The 22,722-nt window shown below is 70.3% G+C and carries 23 protein-coding genes; 15 read left to right on the top strand and 8 right to left on the bottom strand.

All coding sequences use genetic code 11. From position 1 onward, the window contains the following. Positions 1-46: 46 nt before the first annotated feature. Entirely contained in the window at positions 47-1,171 is a 1,125-nt protein-coding gene (gene dprA, locus AAFO60_RS01840; RefSeq protein WP_347954433.1) for a DNA-processing protein DprA, read from the top strand. Positions 1,172-1,311: 140 nt separating this feature from the next. Then, positions 1,312-2,178 (top strand): siderophore-interacting protein, encoded by an 867-nt coding sequence (locus tag AAFO60_RS01835; RefSeq protein ID WP_347954432.1) that lies wholly within the window; start codon positions 1,312-1,314, stop codon positions 2,176-2,178. A 22-nt stretch (positions 2,179-2,200) separates the two neighbouring features. Here AAFO60_RS01835 and AAFO60_RS01830 read toward each other — a convergent pair whose 3' ends face one another. Beyond that, positions 2,201-3,721, bottom strand: coding sequence for an MFS transporter (locus tag AAFO60_RS01830; protein ID WP_424326314.1), 1,521 nt, complete (start codon positions 3,719-3,721; stop codon positions 2,201-2,203). Between the two features lie 140 nt (positions 3,722-3,861). Between AAFO60_RS01830 and AAFO60_RS01825 the strand changes: the two genes are divergently transcribed. After that, on the top strand, positions 3,862-4,755 hold the full coding sequence (locus AAFO60_RS01825) for a tyrosine recombinase XerC (RefSeq protein WP_347954431.1): 894 nt from the start codon (positions 3,862-3,864) through the stop codon (positions 4,753-4,755). On the opposite strand, the gene AAFO60_RS01820 is transcribed toward AAFO60_RS01825, so the two are convergent. Together AAFO60_RS01820 and AAFO60_RS01815 are read right to left on the bottom strand one after the other, a co-directional pair. Continuing rightward, entirely contained in the window at positions 4,728-5,294 is a 567-nt protein-coding gene (locus AAFO60_RS01820) for a M23 family metallopeptidase (protein ID WP_347954430.1), read from the bottom strand. The two genes, AAFO60_RS01825 and AAFO60_RS01820, sit on opposite strands and share 28 nt — an antisense overlap. Positions 5,295-5,368: 74 nt before the next feature. Then, the gene (locus AAFO60_RS01815; protein WP_347954429.1) at positions 5,369-6,085 is read right to left on the bottom strand and encodes a DUF169 domain-containing protein; all 717 of its coding nucleotides are present in this window, start codon (positions 6,083-6,085) and stop codon (positions 5,369-5,371) included. Between the two features lie 300 nt (positions 6,086-6,385). Here AAFO60_RS01815 and rpsB point away from each other — a divergent pair, with 300 nt between their 5' ends. The 5 genes from rpsB (at position 6,386) to AAFO60_RS01790 (ending at position 10,554) form a co-directional block, all read left to right on the top strand. After that, positions 6,386-7,231, top strand: coding sequence for a 30S ribosomal protein S2 (gene rpsB, locus AAFO60_RS01810; protein ID WP_347954428.1), 846 nt, complete (start codon positions 6,386-6,388; stop codon positions 7,229-7,231). A gap of 95 nt (positions 7,232-7,326) precedes the next feature. Beyond that, complete coding sequence (tsf, locus tag AAFO60_RS01805; RefSeq protein ID WP_347954427.1) at positions 7,327-8,151, top strand: translation elongation factor Ts; 825 nt, start codon at positions 7,327-7,329, stop codon at positions 8,149-8,151. Positions 8,152-8,302: 151 nt separating this feature from the next. After that, the gene (gene pyrH, locus AAFO60_RS01800; protein ID WP_347954426.1) at positions 8,303-9,055 is read left to right on the top strand and encodes a UMP kinase; all 753 of its coding nucleotides are present in this window, start codon (positions 8,303-8,305) and stop codon (positions 9,053-9,055) included. 66 nt (positions 9,056-9,121) lie between these two features. Beyond that, the gene (frr, locus tag AAFO60_RS01795; protein WP_347954425.1) at positions 9,122-9,679 is read left to right on the top strand and encodes a ribosome recycling factor; all 558 of its coding nucleotides are present in this window, start codon (positions 9,122-9,124) and stop codon (positions 9,677-9,679) included. Then, positions 9,676-10,554 carry a phosphatidate cytidylyltransferase gene (locus AAFO60_RS01790; RefSeq protein ID WP_347954424.1) on the top strand — a complete coding sequence of 293 codons (879 nt, stop codon included), beginning with the start codon at positions 9,676-9,678 and terminating at the stop codon, positions 10,552-10,554. The genes frr and AAFO60_RS01790 overlap by 4 nt, the downstream gene beginning before the upstream one ends. A gap of 63 nt (positions 10,555-10,617) precedes the next feature. Here AAFO60_RS01790 and AAFO60_RS01785 read toward each other — a convergent pair whose 3' ends face one another. Further along, complete coding sequence (locus AAFO60_RS01785) at positions 10,618-11,013, bottom strand: LapA family protein (protein WP_347954423.1); 396 nt, start codon at positions 11,011-11,013, stop codon at positions 10,618-10,620. A 31-nt stretch (positions 11,014-11,044) separates the two neighbouring features. Here AAFO60_RS01785 and rlmN point away from each other — a divergent pair, with 31 nt between their 5' ends. Next, positions 11,045-12,151 (top strand): 23S rRNA (adenine(2503)-C(2))-methyltransferase RlmN, encoded by a 1,107-nt coding sequence (rlmN, locus tag AAFO60_RS01780; protein WP_347954422.1) that lies wholly within the window; start codon positions 11,045-11,047, stop codon positions 12,149-12,151. Positions 12,152-12,261: 110 nt separating this feature from the next. Here rlmN and AAFO60_RS01775 read toward each other — a convergent pair whose 3' ends face one another. Beyond that, positions 12,262-12,525, bottom strand: a complete 264-nt coding sequence (locus tag AAFO60_RS01775; protein ID WP_347954421.1) for a DUF2631 domain-containing protein — start codon at positions 12,523-12,525, stop codon at positions 12,262-12,264. Positions 12,526-12,590: 65 nt separating this feature from the next. Here AAFO60_RS01775 and dxr point away from each other — a divergent pair, with 65 nt between their 5' ends. From dxr to AAFO60_RS01745, 6 genes are all read left to right on the top strand, one after another. Then, complete coding sequence (gene dxr / locus AAFO60_RS01770) at positions 12,591-13,763, top strand: 1-deoxy-D-xylulose-5-phosphate reductoisomerase (RefSeq protein ID WP_347954420.1); 1,173 nt, start codon at positions 12,591-12,593, stop codon at positions 13,761-13,763. 75 nt (positions 13,764-13,838) lie between these two features. Continuing rightward, a complete protein-coding gene (locus tag AAFO60_RS01765; protein ID WP_347954419.1) occupies positions 13,839-15,047 on the top strand; it encodes a M50 family metallopeptidase in 1,209 nt (402 codons plus the stop codon). Between the two features lie 100 nt (positions 15,048-15,147). Then, positions 15,148-16,317, top strand: a complete 1,170-nt coding sequence (gene ispG / locus AAFO60_RS01760) for a flavodoxin-dependent (E)-4-hydroxy-3-methylbut-2-enyl-diphosphate synthase (protein ID WP_347954418.1) — start codon at positions 15,148-15,150, stop codon at positions 16,315-16,317. Between the two features lie 77 nt (positions 16,318-16,394). Continuing rightward, positions 16,395-17,231, top strand: coding sequence for a GNAT family N-acetyltransferase (locus tag AAFO60_RS01755; RefSeq protein WP_347954417.1), 837 nt, complete (start codon positions 16,395-16,397; stop codon positions 17,229-17,231). Between the two features lie 31 nt (positions 17,232-17,262). After that, a complete protein-coding gene (locus AAFO60_RS01750) occupies positions 17,263-19,080 on the top strand; it encodes a penicillin-binding transpeptidase domain-containing protein (protein WP_347954416.1) in 1,818 nt (605 codons plus the stop codon). Positions 19,081-19,223: 143 nt separating this feature from the next. After that, a complete protein-coding gene (locus AAFO60_RS01745) occupies positions 19,224-19,727 on the top strand; it encodes a hypothetical protein (protein WP_347954415.1) in 504 nt (167 codons plus the stop codon). 36 nt (positions 19,728-19,763) lie between these two features. On the opposite strand, the gene AAFO60_RS01740 is transcribed toward AAFO60_RS01745, so the two are convergent. The 3 genes from AAFO60_RS01740 to AAFO60_RS01730 are packed head-to-tail and all read right to left on the bottom strand — an operon-like array spanning position 19,764 to position 22,628. Next, positions 19,764-20,525 (bottom strand): heme ABC transporter ATP-binding protein, encoded by a 762-nt coding sequence (locus tag AAFO60_RS01740; RefSeq protein WP_347954414.1) that lies wholly within the window; start codon positions 20,523-20,525, stop codon positions 19,764-19,766. A 29-nt stretch (positions 20,526-20,554) separates the two neighbouring features. Next, the gene (locus tag AAFO60_RS01735; protein ID WP_424327366.1) at positions 20,555-21,652 is read right to left on the bottom strand and encodes a FecCD family ABC transporter permease; all 1,098 of its coding nucleotides are present in this window, start codon (positions 21,650-21,652) and stop codon (positions 20,555-20,557) included. Continuing rightward, on the bottom strand, positions 21,630-22,628 hold the full coding sequence (locus tag AAFO60_RS01730) for a heme/hemin ABC transporter substrate-binding protein (RefSeq protein ID WP_347954413.1): 999 nt from the start codon (positions 22,626-22,628) through the stop codon (positions 21,630-21,632). Before AAFO60_RS01730 ends, AAFO60_RS01735 begins: the two co-directional genes overlap by 23 nt. Between the last annotated feature and the right edge of the window lie 94 nt (positions 22,629-22,722).

The following is a 22,722-nucleotide window of genomic DNA, read 5'->3' as shown; positions in this document are numbered from 1 at the left end:
CCAACCCCGGACCCGGTCCGGGGACAGCAGGAGGCGGGGAGAGGTAATGACCGATCGGGAACTGCGGGCGTGGGCCTATCTGGCGGCGGTGGCCGAACCGCCGTGCGCGTCGCTGGTCGCGCTGGTGGACGATCTCGGCGCCGTCGAGGCTGCGGCGGCGGTGCGCGACCGGAAGGTGCCCGCGGCCCACCGGTCGGTGCTGGCCGCCACGCAGGCGCGGGCGAGCACCGACACGGCGGCCCGCGACCTGGAGACCTGCCACCGGCTGGGCGCTCGGCTGCTGACGCGGGAGGATCCCGACTGGCCCGCCTGGCAACTGCTCGCGCTCGATCAGGCGGAGACCGCGGCGCGCGGCGGAGCGCCCTTGGCGCTGTGGGTGCGCGGCCCGCTGGCCTGCGCCGACCTCACCGAGCGGGCGGTGGCCCTGGTCGGGTCGCGGGCATCGTCGTCGTACGGCGACCACGTGACCGGTCTGCTGGCGGCGGACGTGGGCGCGGCCGGATGGGCGGTGGTCTCCGGTGGCGCCTACGGGATCGACGGCGCCGCCCACCGCGCTGCGCTCGCGGCGGGCGCGCCGACCGCCGCCGTGCTCGCCTGCGGAATCGACCGCGACTATCCGACCGGGCACGCCAGGCTGCTGCGGGAGATCGCCGAGCACGGTGCGGTGATCACCGAGTATCCACCGGGCAGCGGCGCGGCCAAGCACCGCTTCCTGACCCGTAACCGCCTGGTCGCCGCGCTGTCGTCGGCGGTGATCGTGGTGGAGGCGGGTCGGCGCTCCGGTGCGGCGAACACGGCCGCCTGGGCGAAGCGGATCGGGCGGCCGCTGGGGGCGGTCCCCGGGCCGGTCACCAGCGCCACCTCCGTCGGCGCCAATGCGATGATCGCCGACGGCGACGCGGTCCTGGTCGCCGACGGTGCCGCAGCCCTCGCGCTCGCCGCCCCCGATGGACACGACGTGAAGCCGCCGGGGGAGACTCGGCGCACCGACGGCCTGCCCGGCGAGCACCTGCGGGTGCTCGAGGCGCTGCCCGCGCACGGCGGACTGTCGGTCGACGAGATCTCCTTCACCAGCGGCGTCGGGGTCAGCGCGGTGCTGCGGGCGCTGTCGGCGCTCGACCTGGCGGGGCTGGTCGACGGAGCCGACGGGACGTGGCGGCTGGTGCGCTGAACGACGCTCGCGGCGATCGGCCGGCCCGCCCCCATCCTGTTAGGCTGGCCTAAACACCATCGGCGGGATCTGCAGCGGTCGCCCGACATCGGGGCCGATCAGCCGAGCCGATGCCTCGAGCAGTGGACGAAGGAGTTCGCGTGGCGAAGCGACTGAACACGATGACGGTGCTGCGTACCGAGCAGTTGACCCCCCACATGGTGCGGGTGTGGCTCGGCGGCGACGGATTCGACGACTTCCTGCCGGTCGGGCCCGGCGCCCCCGACGCCGCCGACACCGACATGTACGTAAAGTTCGTCTTCACCCCCGACGGCGGGGCGTTCCCGCAGCCGGTCGACGTCGAAGCGCTGCGGGCGAGTCTGCCGCCGGAACGCCGACCCGTGCTCCGGACCTACACGGTGCGCCGGTACGACCCGCTCGCGCGCGAGCTGGCCGTCGACTTCGTCGTGCACGGCGACGAGGGACTGGCCGGACCGTGGGCGCGACGCGTCCGGCCGGGCGAGGTCATCAGTTTTCAGGGGCCGGGCAGCGGCTACCGACCCGATCCCGACGCGCCCTGGCACCTGCTCGTCTCCGACGAGGCCGGACTGCCGGCGCTCGCCGCGGCCTTGGAGGCACTGCCCGCCGACGCCGTCGCGAAAGTGTTCATCGAGGTCGCCGGGCCCGCGGACGAGTTGGCTCTGACCGCGCCGGTCGGCGCCGAGATCACCTGGATCCATCGCGGATCGAGCTCGGGCGAGGCTCCGGAGGACCGGGCGGGCGACAACGCGCCGATCGTCGCGGCCGTCCGCGCCGCCCAATGGCTCGACGGTGAACCGCAGGTCTTCATCCACGGGGAGGCGCAGGCGGTGATGAAGAACCTGCGCGGCTACGTGCGCAAGGAGCGCGGCGTCAGCGCGCAGCGCGCCTCGTCGATCTCCGGGTACTGGCGACGCGGGCGCACCGAGGAGGGCTTCCGCCAGTGGAAGGCCGATGAGCGCAAGGCCGAGGCCGAGTCCGTCGGCTGACCGGCCCAGGCCGGCCACCGGGTCAGACGACGGGTTCGTCGACGAGTCGCCCGCGCGGAACCGCGAAGGCGGCGATCGCCGACACCGCACACACGACCAGCGAGATCACCGAGGCCGACACGTAGGCGCCGACGGTGGGAACCGGGATCGGCCCGGTGGCGCCGTCGACGACGGCGAACGACGACGCCAGGATCATCCCGACCACCGCGGTCGCCAACGATGTGCCGACCGCACGCATCGTCGCATTGACGCCGTTGGCCTCGCCGGTCTGCGTCACCGGCACCCACTCCATGATCAGAGCGGGCATCGCGGAGTAGGCGATGCCCAGACCGGCGCCGACGAGGCAGTTCACGACCAGCAGCCAGCCCCAGGTGGGCGGCCACGGGCCGAGCAGCATGGCCAGGAAGGTCAGGTATCCGACGCCGATCCCGAGGCTGCCGACGCCCAGCGCCACCCGCGCGCCGCGCCGCCGCGACAGCCAGGCGCTCACATACGAGAAGGCGAACATCACCAGGCCACCGGGCATCAGCACCAGGCTGGCCTGCACCATCGGCAAGCCGATCCCCGAGGGCGCCGCCTGCGGCGCCATCAGCACCTGGATCGGCATCATCTGCATCGCGTAGAACACGAAGCCCGCGGCGATCGACGCGATGTTGGTCAGCAGAATCGGCTTGGTGCCGTTGACGCGGAGGTCGATCAGGGCCCCGGGACGTCCCCGCTCGTATCGGAACCACAGGGCGAGTGAGACGAGGAAACCCGCCAGCAGACCCAGCACGGCCGGGCTCGTCCAACCCCATTCGTAGCCCTTCGAGACGGCCAGCAGCAGACAGCTCAGGAAGACGCTCAGGCCGAGGGCGCCGACGGCGTCGAACCGGCCGCCCGTCGCGATCGCGCTGACCTGGACGGCGATCCGGACGGCGACCGCGGCGACGACCGCGACCGCGGCGCTGACCCAGAACAGGGCGTGCCAGCTGACGTGCTGGGCGATCACCGCGGCGAAGGGCAGACCGAGCGCTCCGCCGACGCCGAGCGAGGCGCTCATCGCGCCGATCGAGGACCCCAGTCGCTGCGGTGGCACGATGTCGCGGATCAGGCTGATCCCGACGGCGACGGTGCCCATCCCGATGCCCTGCAGACCGCGCCCGATCAGGAACGGGACGAGGCTGGTCGACAGCGCGCACACCGTCGAGCCGGCGGCGACCGCGCTGAGACAGACCAGCAGGACACGTCGCTTCCCGACCATGTCGCCCAGGCGTCCCGAGATCGGCGTGCCGACGGCGCCGACGAGCAAGGTGATGGTCAGCGCCCACGCGGCGTTCGACGGCGACGTGCCGAGCAGCAGCGGCAGCTCGGGGATCAGCGGCACGATGATCGTCTGCATCAGCGAGACCACGATGCCCGCCGCGCACAGGACGGCGACGGCCAGGCCGGAACCCGGCCGGAGACCGTCCGCGCCGACCGCGGGTGCGGGTCCGGCGGACTCGGACTGTGATGACGCGGGGGACTGGGACGACGCGGGCGGCTGGGCGGACTCGGGGCGCACTCGATGGTCTGTCAGGGCAACTGCTTTCTATCCGAAAAAGGCAAGTGTGATCGGGTCACATTGTCTCGTGCCCGGCCCGTACGGGCCAGTCCGGGTCGGTGTCACGGTATCGGCGCCGGTCACCGGGGTACGGTGCGAGGATGACCGATGTGCTCGCCGATTTCGCCGACCACCTGCGCTTCGAGAAGGGCCACAGCGGCCACACCGTGCGCGCCTACGTGGGTGATCTGCGGAGTCTGGTGTCGTTCGCCGGAGCGCGCGGGGTGCCGGTGGACGCCATCGATCTCACCCTGCTGCGTGCCTGGCTGGCCGAGCACGCGCGCCGCGGAGCCGCTCGGACCACCCTCGCCCGCCAGGTGTCGTCGGCGAAGACGTTCTGCGCGTGGGCGGTGCGAGAACAGATCATGGCGACCGATCCGGCTCAGCGATTGCAGGCGCCGAAGGCGCACCGCGTCCTGCCCGAGGTGCTGGCACCCGAACGAGCCGCCGCCGCGATCGACCGCGTCGGTGAAGCCGAGGAGGACGCGGACGAGCCGGTCGCCCTGCGCGACAGGTTGATCCTGGAACTGCTGTACGCCTGTGGCATCCGCGTCGGGGAGCTCTGCGGACTGGATCTGGCCGACGTGGACGCCGATCGGCGGATCGTGCGGGTGGTCGGCAAGGGCGACAAGGAGCGGTCGGTGCCCTACGGGCGGCCCGCCGCCACCGCGATCGAGAGGTGGCTGACGCGCGGTCGGCCCGCGCTGGCGACCGCGTCGTCGGGACAGGCGCTGCTGCTCGGCGTCAAGGGCGGACGGCTCGACCAGCGGATGGCGCGCACCGTCGTCCATCGCGCGACCGCGGCCGCCGGGCAGTCCGTGGGACCGCACGCCCTGCGGCACAGCGCCGCGACGCACCTGCTGGAAGGCGGCGCCGACCTGCGCGTGGTGCAGGAGCTGCTCGGCCATTCGTCGCTGGCCACCACCCAGCTCTACACGCACGTCAGCGTCGAACGACTGCGTGCGGTTCACTCCCAGGCCCACCCGCGGGCGTGATCGAGCGGAACCGGTTTGAGACGCACCCGCAGCAGCCCGAGCAGGCCGAGCGGATTGCGGTAGCGCGCGGTGCGGCCGGCCCCCGTGCGGGCGCCCCAGTGCAGGCAGGCGCGCGCGGTGCATCCGGGATGACCGCCGCGCAGGTATCCGATCACCTGTCCGGTCCGTACGTGCTGGCCGCGGCGCACCGCGGGGGTGAGCGGCTCATAGGTGGTCGTCACCCCGTCGGGGTGGGTCACCGAGACCACGGGACGGTCGACCACGATCCCGGCGAACACCACGGTGCCCGCCCGGGCGGCCAGCACCGCCGCGTCCGGCGCGGCGGCCAGGTCGACGCCCCGATGGCCCGACAACCAGGGCTGCGGCGGCGGATCGTATCCGCGGGCGATCGCCGGCTGCAGCGGCCACTCGTAGGCGGGCCGGGCCTCAGTGGGCGCCGCAGCGATCGTCAGTGTCAGTGCCAGTGCCAGTGCCAGTGCCATCGCCAGTGCCGGCGACGCCGCGCCCGCCGATTCCCGTACTCCGCCAGTTCTCCGCATACTCCTTAGACGCACGCCGACGCGTTCCGGCTCCCTCGGCGTGTCGGTAGAGAGCGCAACGCCCGGCGGGTCGGTCAGGAACCGGCGTTCGCGCAGACCGCCTCGCGATGCGCTTCGTAGAATGCGCGCATCGACTCGTTGGCGCGCGCAGTCCGTGCCAACGCACCGATGAACGCAGCCAGTTCACCGCCGGGAATCGCGGCGAGGCCGAGGCCGTCCTCGATGCCGGTGAAGGTGCGCATCCCCACGCAGCCGAACGAGAGGCTCGGTCCGTTTCGCGCGATGGCTCGGGGCAGGGCCGCGCACCCGGGTCGACCGGTCACGTCGGCGGCTGCCGTCGTCCACCGCGCGTCGCCCGAAGCCTCGTTGAAGATCATTGCGTGCGCGAGGTCGACCCATGCCAGGACCAGGTCGGGAGTCGAGGTCGCCTCCGCGAGCGGACCGTAGACGATGCCCGCGGCCGTTCTCGGCATGCGCGGAATCGCCGCCGCTTCGGACGATTCGATGTACTGCGCGTCGCACATCGACTGCACGAGGCCGCCGAGCCGGTCGCTGGCGGGCGCAGGCAGATCGAAGCCCATCACGAACGATCCGATGGGGCAGTTGTGGTGATCGGCCGCCGTGGCGAAGAAGCTCTCGGTCTCCGCTCGTCGCCAGAACGTGCAGGCCGATGGCGCCGCCCCGGTGACTCGAGGCGACTCGGTCGGGGCCCGATCGACGAAGGTCAGCGCGACCGGAGGATGTCGTAGGGCCAACAACTCGGACAATCGGTGGGACAGCTGCTCAACCATGGTGACCTCTCGCGACGGGGCAGACCCGTCTGATGATGACGAATTTTAAGGACCCAGTCTGAGGTAAATGAAAATCATTGTCAATAAAGAGATGGTTCGCCCTCGGATGATGTTGCCGGCCCCTCCCTGGCGGAGTAGTCTGGCGACGCGCCCGGGTATGTCCTGGGCGACTTCGCGCACCCGCGAGAAGGCAGCGCAGCACGCAGTCCCGGAATGGTCCGGGTGTGCGGCGCGGTGGTGGGTGCCAGGGCCGGAAACCGACTCGGGGACCGGCGACAAACTGCGAGAGAGGACACATTCATGGCTGTCGTGACCATGAAGCAGCTGCTGGACAGCGGCGCACACTTCGGGCATCAGACCCGCCGTTGGAACCCGAAGATGAAGCGTTTCATCTTCACCGACCGCAACGGCATCTACATCATCGACCTGCAGCAGACGCTGTCGTACATCGACCGCGCCTACGAGTTCGTCAAGGAGACCGTCGCCCACGGCGGCACGGTCCTGTTCGTCGGCACCAAGAAGCAGGCGCAGGAGTCGATCGCCGCAGAGGCGACGCGCGTCGGCATGCCCTACGTCAACCAGCGTTGGCTCGGCGGCATGCTCACCAACTTCAACACCGTGCACAAGCGCCTTCAGCGGATGAAGGAGCTGGAGGCCATGGAGCAGACCGGTGGCTTCGAGGGTCGCACCAAGAAGGAAATCCTCATGCTCACGCGTGAGAAGAACAAGCTGGAGCGCACCCTGGGCGGCATCCGCGACATGGCCAAGGTTCCCTCGGCCGTGTGGATCGTCGACACCAACAAGGAGCACATCGCCGTCGGTGAGGCTCGCAAGCTGAACATCCCGGTCATTGCGATCCTGGACACCAACTGCGATCCCGACGTCGTCGACTACCCGATCCCGGCGAACGACGACGCCATCCGCAGTGCTGCGCTGCTGACCCGCGTCATCGCCTCGGCGGTCGCCGAGGGTGTGCAGGCACGCGCGGGCCAGGCTGCCGGCGACGCCAAGCCGGAGGCCGGCGAGGGCGAGCCGCTCGCCGAGTGGGAGCAGGAGCTGCTGGCCGAGGCCACCGCTCCGGCCGCAGAGGCTGCTTCGGAGGCACCGGCCGCCGACGCCGCTGCGCAGGCGCCGACCGCAGAATAGGCTAGAACGGGCCAAGACCCTTCTCCGGCGGGGTGATCACCCCGCCGGAGACTCTTGTCTCTGGATCATAAATCGAAGAAGGAGGGTCGCCACACATGGCGAACTACACCGCTGCGGACGTGAAGCGTCTGCGCGAAATGACCGGTTCGGGCATGCTCGACTGCAAGAACGCCCTCGCGAACAACGACGGCGACTTCGACAAGGCTGTCGAGGAACTGCGCATCAAGGGCGCCAAGGACGTCGGCAAGCGCGCCGAGCGGTCGACCGCCGAGGGCCTCGTCGCCGCTCGTGACGGCGTCATGATCGAGCTGAACAGCGAGACCGACTTCGTCGCCAAGAACGACGAGTTCCAGAAGCTCGCCGACGACATCCTGGGTGCGGCCATCGAGCTGCGTTCGAACGACGTCGACGCGCTGCTGGCCGCCAAGCTGGGCGAGGGCACCGTCGCCGACGCCGTCGAGGCGCTGTCGGCCAAGATCGGCGAGAAGCTGGTCCTGCGCCGCGTCGCCGCCTACGATGGCCCGGTCGCGGTCTACCTGCACAAGCGTGCCTCGGACCTGCCGCCGGCCGTCGGCGTCCTGGTCTCGTACACCGGCGACAGCGATGCGGCCGCCGAGGCCGCCCGCGGCGCCGCGATGCAGGTCGCCGCGCTCAAGGCCAAGTACGCCAGCCGCGAAGAGGTGCCCGCCGAGATCGTCGCGCAGGAGCGCCACGTCGCGGAGGAGACCGCCAAGGCCGAGGGCAAGCCGGAGCAGGCGCTGCCGAAGATCGTCGAAGGCCGCGTCACCGGCTTCTACAAGGACGTCGTCCTGGTCGACCAGCCGTCGGTCACCGACTCGAAGAAGACCGTCAAGGCGATCCTGGACGAGGCCGGCGCCGCCGTCGTCGCGTTCACTCGCTTCGAGGTCGGCCAGTCCTAGTCGACTGACCGCCGCCCGGTGATCCGGGCAAGCACTTTCCGGCCCCGGAATCAGCCCGCAAGGGACGACTCCGGGGCCGGAGTGCGTGCAAGGGGTGCCCGGCACCCTAAGATGGAGAGAGTTTGTGTCGATACCCGAGTTGAAGGAAGAGATGAGCGAATCGCAGTCGACCGTGCCGTCAGGTAGGGCGGGTTTCTCCCGAGTTCTGTTGAAGCTCGGCGGCGAGATGTTCGGTGGCGGCTCGGTGGGATTGGATCCCGATGTGGTCGGCGCTGTCGCAGACCAGATCGCGGAGGTCGTCTCGTCGGGCGTCCAGATGGGAATCGTGATCGGCGGCGGAAACTTCTTCCGCGGCGCCGAACTGCAGCAGCGGGGTCTGGACCGCGCGCGGTCCGACTACATGGGCATGCTCGGAACTGTCATGAACTGCCTTGCCCTGCAAGACTTCCTGGAGAAGCGCGGGATCACCACCCGAGTCCAGACGGCGATCACGATGGGACAGGTCGCCGAACCGTACCTGCCCCTGCGCGCCGTGCGTCACCTGGAGAAGGGGCGCGTGGTGATCTTCGGTGCGGGCATGGGCATGCCGTACTTCTCCACCGACACGACCGCCGCGCAGCGCGCCTTGGAGATCAAGGCCGAGGTGGTCCTGATGGCCAAGGCCGTCGACGGTGTCTACTCCGACGACCCGCGGATCAACTCCGACGCCGAGATGTTCCAGCACATCAGCCACCGCGAGGTGATCGAGCGCGAACTCAAGGTGGCGGACGCGACCGCGTTCAGCCTCTGCATGGACAACAACATGCCGATGCTCGTGTTCAACCTGCTCGAGCGCGGCAACATTGCCCGTGCGGTCGCCGGGGAGCCGATCGGCACCCTGGTCCGCACCGACCACGGCGACTGACGGCCGCACCGGCATCCGTGCCCCGAGCACATTCCGCACCGCGAAACTAGAGGAACGAGAACCAGCATGATCGATGAAGCTCTGCTCGACGCCGAGGAGAAGATGGAGAAGGCCGTCGCCCACCTGCGTGACGACATGGCCTCCATCCGCACCGGTCGCGCCAACCCGGCGATGTTCAACAAGGTCATCGTCGACTACTACGGTGCGCCGACCCCGATCACCCAGGTCGCGGGGATCAACACCCCGGAGCCGCGGCTGGTCGTCATCAAGCCGTACGAGCAGTCGTTGATGAACGACATCGAGACCGCCATCCGCAACTCCGACCTCGGCGTCAACCCGACCAACGACGGCAACGTCATCCGAGTCGCGATCCCGCAGCTGACCGAGGAGCGTCGCAAGCAGCTCGGCAAGCAGGCGCGCGGCAAGGGCGAAGACGCCAAGGTCGCGATCCGCAACGTGCGGCGCAAGGCCGTCGACGAGCTCAAGCGCATCCAGAAGGACGGCGATGCGGGCGAGGACGAGGTGGTGCGCGCCGAGAAGGATCTCGACAAGACCACCCACTCGTACACCGAGATGGTGGACGAGCTGGTGAAGAACAAAGAAGCAGAACTGCTCGAGGTATGACGAGCAATCCGGGATCGCCCGGAACATCCCCCGCCCCGGGTGCGCCCGCATCCACGTCCCGTGCCGGCCGCAATCTGCCCGCGGCGATCGGTGTGGGCTGCGCCCTGGGCGCGGCGCTCATCGCAGTGCTGCTGCTGGCGCCGGACGGCTGGTACGGGGTGGTCTCGGTCGCGTTCGCCATCGCCACCTGGGAGGTCACCAAGCGGCTGCGCGACGGCGGCTACGCGGTTCCGGTGATCCCGCTGCTCGTGGGCGGTCAGGCGATGATCTGGCTGTCGTGGCCCTTCGGGCTCACGGGCACCTACGTGGCGATGGCGGCCACCGTCCTGGTGGTGATGGTCTGGAAGCTGTTCGCCCAGGGTCTCTCCAGCGCGCCGCGGAACTATCTGCAGGACGTGGCGGTGTCGACGCTGGTGCTGGCGTGGCTGCCGCTGCTCGCGACCTTCGGCGCCTATCTGGTGCGCCAGGATCAGGGGGCCTTCCGGGTCTTCACGCTCGTGATCGTCGTGGTGTGCTCGGACGTCGGCGGCTACGCGGCGGGCGTGCTGTTCGGCAAACACCCGATGGCGCCTGCGATCAGCCCGAAGAAGTCGTGGGAGGGCCTGGCCGGCTCGCTGCTGGTCGGCACCGTCGGCGCGGTGGCGTGCACCTACTGGCTGCTCGACACGCCGCACTGGTGGATCGGGTTCGTCCTCGGGCCGCTGCTCGTGGTGGTCGCGACGACCGGCGACCTGGTCGAGTCGCAGATCAAGCGCGACCTCGGCATCAAGGACATGGGCACGCTGCTGCCCGGGCACGGCGGCATCATGGACCGGCTCGACTCCCTGCTCCCGTCGGCGTTCATCACCTGGGCCGTGCTCACCTGGCTGCTGTGATCCCGGCTGCGGTGACCCCGGCTGCGGTGATCCCGGCTGCGGCGACCGCAGGGGGCGAATCGGTCACTTCCCGGTCTTGCCCGCCTTCTTCAGCACTCGGTTGAGCTGAAGGATCCGCGCCCCGCCGAGGGCTGCGGTGATGAGCGCACCGACGATGGCGGCGACCAGGACGGCGACGCCGATCGGCAGGTCGAGCTTGCCGAACAGCAGGTTGATCTCGACGTTGTCGAGGTTGGCGACGATGAAGACGAGCAGGACGATCAGTGCGACGACGCCGATGACCCACGCCACGTAGGTGGCGCGAGTGCGGGTGCGCGAGACGTCGGCGACCGCCTGATGGATCTTGTGTCGCTCGTCGGCGAGGCGGTCGGACAGATCGTCGGTCCCGCCGCCGGCGGGCGTCGCGGTGGGTTCCGGGGTGCTGCGGTTCTGGTCGTCACTGGGTTCTTGAGTCGTCATCTGCTCATGATTGCATGACACAATGGTCGGCGTGACTTCTCTGCCGCTCGTGTTCGACGCTCCCAAACGAGGCCTGCCGCCCACTCATTTCGCCGACCTCGACGCGCAGGCACGGATCGACGCGGTCGCCGAGCTCGGATTGCCCAAGTTTCGGGCGAACCAGCTGGCCAAGCACTATTTCGGACGGTTGACGGCCGACGTCGACGAGATGACCGATCTGCCTGCGGGCAAGCGGGACGCCGTCGCCGAGAAGCTCTTCCCGACGCTGATGACGCCGGTTCGGCACATCTCCTGCGACGATGACAGCACCCGCAAGACACTGTGGCGCCTGCATGATGGAACGCTGCTCGAATCGGTGCTGATGCGCTATCCCGAGCGCAATACGCTGTGCATCTCCTCACAGGCGGGCTGCGGAATGGCGTGCCCCTTCTGCGCCACCGGACAGGGCGGACTGGATCGCAATCTGTCGACCGCGGAGATCGTCGACCAGGTGCGCGCGGCGGCGCGCGCGCTGCGCGACGGCGAGGTCGGCGCGCCCGGCAGACTCTCGAACATCGTCTTCATGGGGATGGGGGAGCCGCTGGCGAACTACAAGCGCGTCGTCGACGCGGTCCGCAAGATCACCTCGCCGGCACCCGACGGATTCGGCATCTCGGCGCGGTCGGTGACGGTCTCGACGGTCGGCCTGGCTCCGGCGATCCGCAGGCTCGCCGACGAGGGACTGTCGGTGACGCTCGCGGTGTCGTTGCACACCCCCGACGACGAACTCCGCGACACGCTGGTCCCGGTCAACAACAGGTGGTCGGTGGACGAGGTGCTGTCGGCGGCTCGCTACTACGCGGACAGCACCGGGCGGCGGGTGTCGATCGAGTACGCGCTGATCCGCGACGTCAACGATCAGCCGTGGCGTGCGGACCTGCTCGGTCGTCGACTGCGGCAGGCGCTCGGCTCGCTGGTGCACGTCAACCTGATCCCGCTGAACCCCACGCCGGGGTCGGAGTGGGACGCCAGCCCGAAGCCGGTGGAGGCTGAGTTCGTCCGCCGGGTGCGCGAGCACGGCGTCTCGTGCACGGTCCGCGACACCCGCGGTCAGGAGATCGCCGCCGCGTGCGGGCAGCTGGCGGCAGAGGAGAAGTAGGCCCAGAAGAGAAACAAGCACAGACGAGAAGACCCGGACGACGTGGCGTCCGGGTCTTCTGCGTTGGCGGGTCGGCCGAGCGCGTCAGCGCTTCCAGGCTTCCCGGCGCGTCAGCGCTTCCAAGCTCCCTTGCGCGGGATCATCGCGTACACGGTGTAGCCGATGAGGGCGACGGCGATGACGATCAGGTAGATGTCCTCGACGTGACCGACGTGGTTGCCCTTGAGCATGCCGAGCAGGATGAGTGCGGTGATCAGCGATGCCGCGGCGATCGACTTGCGGGCCACGCCGTGCCAGCCGAACCGTGCCGACGGTGCGTCAGCGGGTTCGTGAACCCATCCGGTATCGATGGTTTCGACCTCAGTGCTTGCCACGTTCACTCCTTATGACGACCGGTAGTAGTCCGGCCTACAGCATAACCTGACGCCCATGCGCGACAATGGTGGGTGTGACGACGCGTGTGTTGATTCTGGGATCGACCGGATCCATCGGTACCCAAGCCCTTGAAGTGATCGCCGAACACCCGGATCGGTTTCGGGTGGTGGGCCTCGGTGCGGGCGGTGGGAACCTGGATCTGTTGGCGCAGCAGGTCTCGGCGACCGGGTTGTCGGCGGCGCAGGTCGCGGTCGCCGATCCCGGTGCGGCGGCGGCGCTCGGCGACCGTCTCGGTGCGCCGGTGCTGGGCGGCGCCGAGGCGATGGTGCGGTTGATCGAGTCGGTGGAGGCCGACGTCGTGCTGAACGGCGTCGTCGGCTCGATCGGCCTGGGCCCCAGCCTGGCGACCCTCGAGTCGGGTGCGCGGCTGGCGCTCGCCAACAAGGAGTCTCTCGTCGCAGGTGGTGCGTTGGTCCTGGATGCGGCCGCTCCCGGACAGATCGTGCCGGTCGATTCGGAGCATTCGGCGATCGCTCAGTGCCTGCGCGGCGGCACGGCCGAGGAGGTGGACCGGCTGGTCCTCACCGCCTCGGGCGGGCCCTTCCGCGGGTGGACCGCCGAGCAGGTCGCGGGGGTGACGCCGGAACAGGCGGGCAGGCACCCGACGTGGTCGATGGGACCGATGATCACCCTGAACTCGGCGACCCTGGTGAACAAGGCGCTCGAGGTGATCGAAGCGCATCTGCTGTTCGGCGTCGACTACGACCGCATCGACGTGACGGTGCACCCGCAGTCGATCGTCCACTCGATGGTGACCTTCGTCGACGGTGCAACCATCGCCAAGGCGTCGCCGCCGTCGATGAAGCTGCCGATCGCGCTCGCCCTGGGCTGGCCGGACCGGGTGCCGGGCTCGTCGGCGCCGTGCGACTGGAGCACCGCGGCGACCTGGACCTTCGAGCCCGTCGATGACGCCGTCTTCCCGGCCATCGAGCTGGCGCGGTCGGCCGGTAAGGGCGGCGGCAGTCTGACCGCGGTGTACAACGCGGCCAACGAGGTCGCCGCGCAGGGCTTCTTCGACGGGGCGGTGAGCTTTCCGCGGATCGTCGGGATCATCGGGGACGTGCTCGCGCAGGCCGATCAGTGGTCGTCGCGTCCGGGTACTGTGGACGAGGTGCTGGCGGCCGACCGGTGGGCGCGTTCGCGCGCCGCCGAGTTCGTCGCCGCGGCCCGGCGCTAGTCGTTCCAGCGCCGGTCGTCCAGCGCCAATCGTTCGACGGGGCCCGGCGCCCCACTGCCGGAAGAGAGACGGTCTGTGAGTCTGGTACTCGGCGTCGCACTGTTCGCCCTCGCCCTGCTGATCTCCATCGCCTGGCATGAGCTCGGCCACATGTGGGCGGCGCAGGCCACCGGGATGAAGGTGCGGCGGTACTTCGTCGGTTTCGGACCCACCCTGTGGTCCACGCGACGGGGGGAGACCGAGTACGGGATCAAGGCCTTGCCGCTGGGCGGCTTCTGCGACATCGCCGGGATGACGCCGCACGAGGAGCTCACCGACGACGAACGCGCCCGCGCCATGTACGCGCAGCCGACGTGGAAGCGGCTGGTGGTGCTGTTCGCCGGACCGTTGCAGAACTTCATCCTCGGCTTCGCGCTCGTGGTGGTGCTCGGCCTGGGCTGGGGCCTGCCGATCATCGGCGATCACCCGGTGTACGCCAAGACGGTGGAGTGCGTCTCGCCCGCCACCGACGCGAAGGGCGTGCCGGTCGAGTGCACCGGTCCGGCGCCCGCCGCGGCCGCCGGCGTCCGGGTGGGGGATCAGATCCTCGCGGTCGACGGGGACAAGGTCACCGGTCCGACCGATCTGGTGCAGAAGGTGCAGCACGCGACCGGCAGCGTCGTCCTGGCCGTGCAGCGGGGCGACGAGCGCCTCGATCTGACCGTCCCGGTGACCCGGGTGCAGCGGATGGTCGAGGGCACCGGCGGCACCGCCACGTCGGCGCAGGTGGGCGCGATCGGCGTCGGCCTGGACACGAAGTACGTCAACGAGTACAACGCCGCCACCGTCTGGGGCGGCGCGGTGAGCTTCACCGGCGACATGTTCGCCGAGACCTTCAAGGCGCTGCTGTCGCTGCCGTCGAAGGTGGTCGGCCTCTGGCACGCGGTGACCGGCGGCCAGCGCGCCGCCGACAGCCCGGTGAGCGTCGTCGGGGCGTCGGTGCTCGGCGGCCAGGCGGTCGAGCGCGGCTACTGGGACATGTTCCTGGGGCTGCTGCTCAGCGTCAACTTCTTCCTCGGCGCCTTCAACCTGGTGCCGCTGCTCCCGCTCGACGGCGGTCACATGGCGATCGCCGTGTTCGAGAAGATCCGCAACGCCGTGCGCCGCGCGAGGGGCAGGGTCGCCGCCGGGCCGATCGACTACTACAAGCTGCTGCCGGTCACCTATGCGGTGGTGGCGGTGATGGGCGGGTTCATGCTGTTGACGGTGACCGCCGACATCGTCAACCCGATCAAGGTGTTCTGAGAATCGCCGCCCGCCGCCCGGCGGTGAGTGTGCCGACCGGCAGATGCGCTGTCCGAACGCGCGCCGGTACTGTTGACGATGACTGCGAGGAGTGATGTCAATGACCGAAACGACCGGACCGCTGGCTGTGGGACTCGGGATGCCCGCCGGGCCGCCCCCCGTGCTCGCGCCGCGCCGGAAGACCCGCCAGATCCATGTGGGATCGGTCGGGGTGGGCAGCGACTTTCCGATCTCGGTGCAGTCCATGTGCACCACCAAGACTCATGACGTGAACGCGACGCTGCAGCAGATCGCGGCGCTCACCGCGTCGGGCTGCGACATCGTCCGGGTGGCGTGCCCGCGGCAGGAGGACGCCGATGCGCTGCCGATCATTGCGCGCAAGTCGCAGATCCCGGTGATCGCCGACATCCACTTCCAGCCGAAGTACATCTTCGCCGCCATCGACGCCGGCTGCGCCGCGGTCCGGGTGAACCCGGGCAACATCAAGGAGTTCGACGGCCGCGTCAAGGAGGTCGCCAAGGCGGCCGGTGACGCCGGCATCCCGATCCGCATCGGCGTCAACGCGGGCTCCCTCGACAAGCGCCTGATGCAGAAGTACGGCAAGGCCACCCCGGAGGCGCTCGTCGAATCGGCCCTCTGGGAGGCGAGCCTGTTCGAAGAGCACGGCTTCGGCGACATCAAGATCTCGGTCAAGCACAACGACCCGGTCATCATGGTCGAGGCGTACCGGCAGCTGGCCGCCCAGTGCGACTATCCGCTGCACCTGGGCGTCACCGAGGCCGGTCCGGCGTTTCAGGGCACCATCAAGTCGGCGGTGGCCTTCGGTGCACTGCTGAGCGAGGGCATCGGCGACACCATCCGGGTGTCCCTTTCCGCGCCGCCGGCCGAGGAGATCAAGGTCGGCGATGCGATCCTGCAGTCGCTCAACCTGCGCCCCCGCAAACTGGAGATCGTCTCGTGCCCGTCGTGCGGACGCGCGCAGGTCGACGTGTACAAGCTGGCCGACGAGGTCAGCGCGGGCCTGGAAGGCCTCGAGGTCCCGTTGCGGGTGGCGGTGATGGGCTGCGTCGTCAACGGGCCCGGCGAGGCCCGCGACGCCGATCTGGGCGTCGCGTCGGGCAACGGCAAGGGCCAGATCTTCGTCAAGGGCGAGGTCATCAAGACCGTGCCCGAGGCACAGATCGTCGAAACCTTGATCACCGAAGCGCTGCGTATCGCCGAAGAGGCGGGGGACACTGGTTCCGGTGCCCCCGTCGTGTCGGTGGGCTGAGACCGGCCGGCACAGACGCAGCCGGCACAGACGCAGCCGGCACAGACGCAGCGGGCAGACGGCGTAGGAGGTGAGCGGTGCTCGGGACCTTGGGCGATCGGCCCCTCGGGGCGAAGGACGCCGAGGCGGTGGCGCGGGCCCTCGACCTCGATCCGGTCGCCTCGTGCATGGTGTCGGCGCGGGTCGAGGCCTACGGTCTGTCGCCGCGGTTCCTCGGCGGCGAACTGTGGACAGCGGGCGAGCCGGTGACCTCCCTGGCCTTCTCGGGAGCCAACCTGATGCCGCTGATCGGCAGTGCGGGCGACCTCGACCTGTTCGCCGACCGGGCGCTGAGCACCCCGCGGATCTGCTCGTCGATCGTCGGACCCGCCGACCTGGCCCTGCCGCTGTGGGAGCGGCTCGCGACGGTGTGGGGACCGCCCCGCGAGATCCGTGACGACCAACCGCTCCTGGCACTGCACGGGTACCCGGTGATCGCGCCGGATCCGAACGTGCGGCTGGTGACGATGGCGGATCTGGACCGGTACTTCCCGGCGGCCGTCGAGATGTTCATCGGCGAGGTGGGCATCGACCCGTGCGCAGGCGACGAGGGCCGCTCGTACCGCAGGCGGCTGGCGGCGCTGATCTCGGCGCGGCGCGTGTTCGCGCGATTCGACGGCGACCGGGTGACCTTCAAGGCGGAGATCGGGTCGATGTCGCGGAAGGTCGGGCAGATCCAGGGCGTCTGGGTCGACCCCGAATCACGCGGTCGGGGCCTCGGCGCGGTCGGCACCGCGGCGGTCGCGGCGGCCATCGCCCGGCAGGGACGGATCTCGAGCCTGTACGTCAACAGCTTCAACGCGGCGGCCCGCCGGTCGTACTCGCAGGTGGGATTCGCCCAGGTCGGGACCTTCGCGACCGTCCTGGTGGACTGATCGCCGGTGGGCCTGCCCTAAGATGGGCCCGATGCCGTTCGGACCGTTCACCCGTCGGGCCCTGTGCCTGCTCAGCGTCGTCGTGCTCGCCCTCGGGATCAGCTCGTGCGCGACCAAGGACGACGGGCCGCGGGCGGCGGCGCAGGCCTTCCTCGACCGGTTCGCCGCCCGCGACTTCACCGGTGCGGCGGAATCGACGACCGACCCCGACCGTGCGCGCAAGCAGCTCGCCGACACCTGGGCGGGACTGTCGGCCACGTCGCTGGAGGCGGCGCCGGGCCGGGTGAGCATCGACCGCGACGTGGCCGAGGTCCCGGTCAGCTACACCTGGACGTTGCCGCGGGGCCGCACGTGGTCGTATCCGGCGACGATCGCGATGGGTCGCAGCGACACCGGCTGGTCGGTCCGCTGGAAGTCGTCGGTCATCCACCCCAAACTCGGTGCCGACCAACAGCTCTCGCTGTCCGAGTCGGCGCCGCCGCGCGCCGCGGTCAACGAGTCGGACGGCTCGGAGGTGATGGTCGACAGCACCGTGGTCGCCGTGTCCTTCGACGCCGCGGCCGCCGCCGCGCGGGGCGACGTCGCCGACTCGGTGCACCGGATGGTGGCCGTGCTCGGCCCCCTGATCCCCGGCCTCGACGCCCAGGCGATCGCGGAACGGTCGACGGCGCAGGAGGGGCCGCTGCCGATCGGGCGCCTTCAGAACGAGGACTTCGACCGCCTGCGCGACCAGCTCGCCATCCCCGGCGTCGTGACCGCCGACCAGGCGGTCCTGGTGCCGCGCGATCCGACCTTCGCGCCGTCGGTGCTGGCCCAGGTGCGACTGCAGGTCGCCGAGGGACTCACCGGCGTCAACGGCTGGCGGGTGTCGGTGGTCAACCCGAACGGCCTGGTCGCCGACGTCGTCGCCGACGAGGCGGGCACCCCGTCGCCAGCCGTGCTGCTGACGCTCTCGCGCACGGTCCAGGACGCCGCCCAACGGGCGGTGAACGCGGTGGCGGCCAAGCAGGCGATGCTGGTCGCGGTGCAGGCGTCGACCGGCAAGATCCTGGCGGTCGCCCAGAACCCAGACGCCGACCGCGACGGTCTGATCGCCGTCTCCGGCCTGTACCCGCCGGGTTCGACGTTCAAGATGGTGACCTCGGCGGCCGCATTCCACGAGGACATGTCGAACCCGGACGCGATCGTGCCGTGCCCCGGCGAGATCCAGATCGGGGAGCGGACCATCCCCAACTACGACGGGTTCGCGCTCGGCCCGGTGCCGCTGCGGACGGCGTTCGCCCAGTCGTGCAACACCACCTTCGCCGACCTCGCGAGCCGGATGGGACCGACCGACCTCACCCACGCGGCCGCGGCGATGGGCCTGGGACCGGACTACGACGTTCCCGGGCTGACCGTCGAATCGGGATCGGTGCCGGTGGAGCCGGAGCTGGTGGCCCGCAGCGAAGACGGCTTCGGCCAGGGCAAGGTCTTGGCCAGCCCGCTGGGGATGGCGTTGGTCGCGGCGGCCGCGCAGTCCGGTCACGCGCAGACGCCGTCGTTGATCGTGGGCCGCGAGACGAAGGTCACCGGGCCGGCGGCGTCGCTGTCCGACGACGTCTACCAGCGGCTGCGACCGATGATGCGGGCCGTGGTCACCGAGGGCACCGGCACCGCGATCGCCGACGCGGGCGAGGTGTACGGCAAGACCGGCGAGGCGGAGGTCGCCGGCGGCTCGCACGCCTGGTTCGCCGGCTACCGCGGCGACATCGCCTTCGCCACCCTCATCGTGCTGGGCGGGGACTCGACGAACTCGGTGCGGGTGACCCGCGACTTCTTCGACGCCATCCCGGAGGGGTACCGGCCGTAGGCCGGCCGTCGACCGAACGATTCAGGTCCCGGCATCCTGAGGGCCGGGTTGTGCACACCCTTCGTTCCATTAGCCCGATTTCGAGCAAATGTGACATCCGATATGACATCCTTGCGGCAATATCGCGAGAAAGGTGATCTGTGATGAATGCTTCGAATGCCGAGAGTGGACGACCGGGCCGGCAAGCCTCCTACGTGGAGGCTCCGGCGACCCAGACGGTGACGATGTTCCTGTGGGGGATCGTCGGGGCCGCCGTCCTCGCCTTCATCGCGGCATTCCTCCCCTGGGCGACGGCGGCGGGCCGGTCGGTGTCGGGGCTCAGCGACGGGCGCGACGGGGTGATCACCCTGGTCCTCGCGATCATCACGGCGGCTCTGGCGGCGGCGGCGATCTCCATGCCCGCAAGCTTGCGGGACCTGCCGCTGATCGCCGGGCTCACGGCGATCGTGACCGGGGTGGTGCTGATCGTGGTCTCGCTCGTGGACATCCTCGACGTCCAGGATCGGAACCGGGATCTCGGTGTCTTCGGTGAGATCACCGGCATCGATGTCAGCGTCGGCTACGGACTGTGGCTGACCCTGCTCACCGGCTTGCTGCTCATCGTGCTGGGGCTCATGGACTACATCGGGCGTCGTCGCACCGAGTAGGCCGACGGTGGGCCGAGGGTGGGCCGCCGCCCCCGATCACCGGACCGGCGTGATGATCCGCTCGCCGGTCTCGGGATGGTCCCAGATCAGGACTGGATGGTCGTAGGTCCGGCTCAGCAGGTCGGCCGTCATGACCTCGTCGACGGTGCCGGTCGCGAGCAGCCGACCGTCCTTCATCACCGCGACGCGGTCGGCGTAGGCGGCGGTCAACGACAGATCGTGGACCACCAGCACGACGGTCGCGCCCGCGGCGGCCCGGCGTCGCAGGATGGACAGGACCTGTTCGGTGTGGCCGATGTCGAGGGCGGCGGTCGGCTCGTCGAGCAGGATCACCGGGGTGTCCTGGGCGAGCGCGCGAGCCATGCTGACCCGTGCCTGCTGGCCCCCCGACAACTGGGAGAACGGTCGGTCGACGAGGTCGGTGAGATCGCATTCGACGACGGCCGCGTCGATGATCTCCTCCGAGCGGAGCGCCTGCGGAGTCCGGGTCCACGGGAAGCGGCCCATCTCGACGACCTCGCGGACCGGGAACGGCGTGTCGGTGCGGTTCTGCTGGGTCACCAGCGCCCGGGTGCGCGCCAGGGCGCGCGAATCGACACGGTGCACGTCGACGTCGCCGATGCGCACCCGTCCGGTCGCGGGGGCGCGGATGCCCGACAGCACCGACAGCAGCGTCGACTTGCCGCATCCGTTCGGTCCGACCAGCGCGAGGATCTCACCCGGTCGGGCATCGAGATCGATGTCGTGCAGGATCTCGCGACGGCCGATCCGGACGCCGACGCCCGTCGCCGTCAGCATGCCTGCGTCCGCCCGATCGCCGACCGCGCTCACCATCGGCCCGCCGCATTCCGCTGCCGCAGCAGGAAGAAGAACACCGGGCCTCCGATCAGCGAGGTGAGCATGCCGAGCGGGAGCTCCCCGCCGGTGAGCGTGCGCGCGCCCAGGTCGGCGGCGGCGATCACCAGGGCCCCGCCGACGGCGCTGGCCGGCAGCAGGAAGGCGTGCTTGGGGCCGACCAGCAGGCGCATCACGTGCGGCACGATGAGGCCCACGAACATCACGATGCCGGTGAAGGCGACGCCGGCGGCGGTGAGCAGCGCCACCAGGACGATGACCTGCCGTCGGACCACCTCGACGTCGACGCCGAGCGAGGCGGCCTGGACTTCGCCGAGCGCCAGCAGATCGAGCTTCTTGACCAGGGCGATGCCGCCGGCCAGTCCGGCCAGCGCCAGCGGCGCGACGATCTTGACCTGCGTCCACGACACGTTGCCCGCCAGCGAGCCCAGCTGCCAGAAGACGATCTGCTCGCGCGCGGCCGTCGAGGCGATGTAGGTCAGGTAGGCGATGATCCCGAGCGCGAAGGCGTTCACGGCGATGCCGGTGAGCACCAGCATGATGGTCGACGAGGCGCCGTCGCGGATGCTCAGCACGTAGACGGCCACGGTGGTCAGGAGGCCGAACACGGCCGCGGCGCCGGCGACCGCCCATCCGTTGGAGCCGGTGCCGCCGATGACGATCACCAGGCACGCGCCGACGGCGGCGCCCGAGGAGACGCCGATGATGCCGGGTTCGGCGAGGGGATTGGCGAGCACGCCCTGCAGCAGGCAGCCCGCGGTGCCCAGGGCCAGTCCCACCAGCAGCCCGAGGACGATCCGCGGGAACCGCGAGACCCACAGGGCGTTCTCGCCCTGCGGGTGCGAGGGCAGCGGACCGATGTCGAGATGCCAGTGGTGGGCGATGGACCCGAGCACTTCGGCGGGCGGGATGTGGACCTGGCCGGTTCCGGCCGAGATCACCACGACGACGCCGAGGAGCACCAGCGTGCCGACCATCACCCACAGGGCTCGGCCGCGGAACACCGACAGCCCGGCGGCCAGGCGCGCGGCGAGGCCGGGCGCGGCGTCAGAGGTAGATCGATTTCGCAAGAGCACTCAGCACCAGGCCTGTATCGGGTCCGAACATGAGGATCTGGGTCTCGTCCATCTCGACGATCCGGCGGTGTCTGCCCGCGGTGGTCTCGGCGACCGCGGGCAGCGCCAGCACCTTGTCCATGCCGCCGACCGAGTCGGCGCCCTGCGTCATCACCAGCAGGACGTCGGGGTCGGCCCGGATCATGGACTCGGCGCTCACCTGAGTGAACGGGGCGGTGAGCCCGGCCGCGGTCCCCGCATCCCGGCCGCCGAGCGCGGTGATCAGGTCGTCGGCGCCCGATCCGGGGCCGGCGAGCAGGATGAGGTGTTCGCCGCGGATGTAGAGGAAGCCGATGGTCGGGTCGCCGGACGGCCGCGGGACCAGGCGCCGCGCCGCGTCGATCTGCGACTCGGTGCGCGCGACGAGCTTCTCGCCGGCCGCGGCGACGCCCAGCGCCCGCGCGACGTCGCGGATCAGCGCCGGCGTGCCCGCGATGGAGCGATGACCGGTGAACACTGCGACGGGAATGCCCGCGGCGCGCAGTTGATCGACCGCGCCCGCCGGGTTCGCGTCATCGGTCACCAGGACGATCGACGGATTCTGCGCCAGCACCCGCTCGGGGTTGATCGCATGCCCGGTCTCGGTCACGTAGGGGAGCGAGGTCGCCGAGGGGAACGTCGTGGAGCGGTCGCGTCCGACGACGTGCGGGCCCAGCCCCAGGGCGAAGACGGTCGCGCCGAGGGTGCCGTTGCGGTCGATGGCGATGATCCGCTGCGCCTGCGGTCCGGGCTGCAGGTCGGTGACGACGGGCACGACGTCCGGGTCGGGCAGGGACGCGGTGGTCGGACCCGACCGCAGTTGCGCGCTGGTCGGCGCGGCGGCGGCGCCGGTGTCGATCGGCTCGGTGGTGCAGCCGGACAAGACCAGACCGACCGTCAGCACGATCGCGGCGACGGCAGCCGACACCGCGGATCGGGAGGGAGTCGTCACCTGAATCCGCCTTGTCTTCGTCGTGGGTCGTCGGAGAGTTCGATTAGGCACACCTTACTGCCAGATCGGATGCCGGTGCACGCGGGCACGGTCC

The organism is Gordonia aichiensis (genome assembly GCF_039946255.1).
Classification (GTDB): Bacteria; Actinomycetota; Actinomycetes; order Mycobacteriales; family Mycobacteriaceae; genus Gordonia; species Gordonia aichiensis_A.
The sequence above is the reverse complement of the archived record's forward strand: the minus strand, read 5'-3'. Positions and strand labels throughout refer to the sequence as shown.

Bases quoted from the DNA above. Each gene is read 5' to 3' on its own strand.
- dprA (WP_347954433.1), top strand. From the start codon at position 47: ATGACCGATCGGGAACTGCGGGCGTGGGCCTATCTGGCGGCGGTGGCC.
- AAFO60_RS01825 (WP_347954431.1), top strand. From the start codon at position 3,862: ATGACCGATGTGCTCGCCGATTTCGCCGACCACCTGCGCTTCGAGAAG.
- AAFO60_RS01820 (WP_347954430.1), bottom strand. From the start codon at position 5,294: ATGCGGAGAACTGGCGGAGTACGGGAATCGGCGGGCGCGGCGTCGCCG.
- AAFO60_RS01815 (WP_347954429.1), bottom strand. From the start codon at position 6,085: ATGGTTGAGCAGCTGTCCCACCGATTGTCCGAGTTGTTGGCCCTACGA.
- rpsB (WP_347954428.1), top strand. From the start codon at position 6,386: ATGGCTGTCGTGACCATGAAGCAGCTGCTGGACAGCGGCGCACACTTC.
- tsf (WP_347954427.1), top strand. From the start codon at position 7,327: ATGGCGAACTACACCGCTGCGGACGTGAAGCGTCTGCGCGAAATGACC.
- pyrH (WP_347954426.1), top strand. From the start codon at position 8,303: ATGAGCGAATCGCAGTCGACCGTGCCGTCAGGTAGGGCGGGTTTCTCC.
- frr (WP_347954425.1), top strand. From the start codon at position 9,122: ATGATCGATGAAGCTCTGCTCGACGCCGAGGAGAAGATGGAGAAGGCC.
- AAFO60_RS01790 (WP_347954424.1), top strand. From the start codon at position 9,676: ATGACGAGCAATCCGGGATCGCCCGGAACATCCCCCGCCCCGGGTGCG.
- AAFO60_RS01785 (WP_347954423.1), bottom strand. From the start codon at position 11,013: ATGACGACTCAAGAACCCAGTGACGACCAGAACCGCAGCACCCCGGAA.
- dxr (WP_347954420.1), top strand. From the start codon at position 12,591: ATGGTGGGTGTGACGACGCGTGTGTTGATTCTGGGATCGACCGGATCC.
- ispG (WP_347954418.1), top strand. From the start codon at position 15,148: ATGACCGAAACGACCGGACCGCTGGCTGTGGGACTCGGGATGCCCGCC.
- AAFO60_RS01750 (WP_347954416.1), top strand. From the start codon at position 17,263: ATGCCGTTCGGACCGTTCACCCGTCGGGCCCTGTGCCTGCTCAGCGTC.
- AAFO60_RS01745 (WP_347954415.1), top strand. From the start codon at position 19,224: ATGAATGCTTCGAATGCCGAGAGTGGACGACCGGGCCGGCAAGCCTCC.
- AAFO60_RS01740 (WP_347954414.1), bottom strand. From the start codon at position 20,525: ATGCTGACGGCGACGGGCGTCGGCGTCCGGATCGGCCGTCGCGAGATC.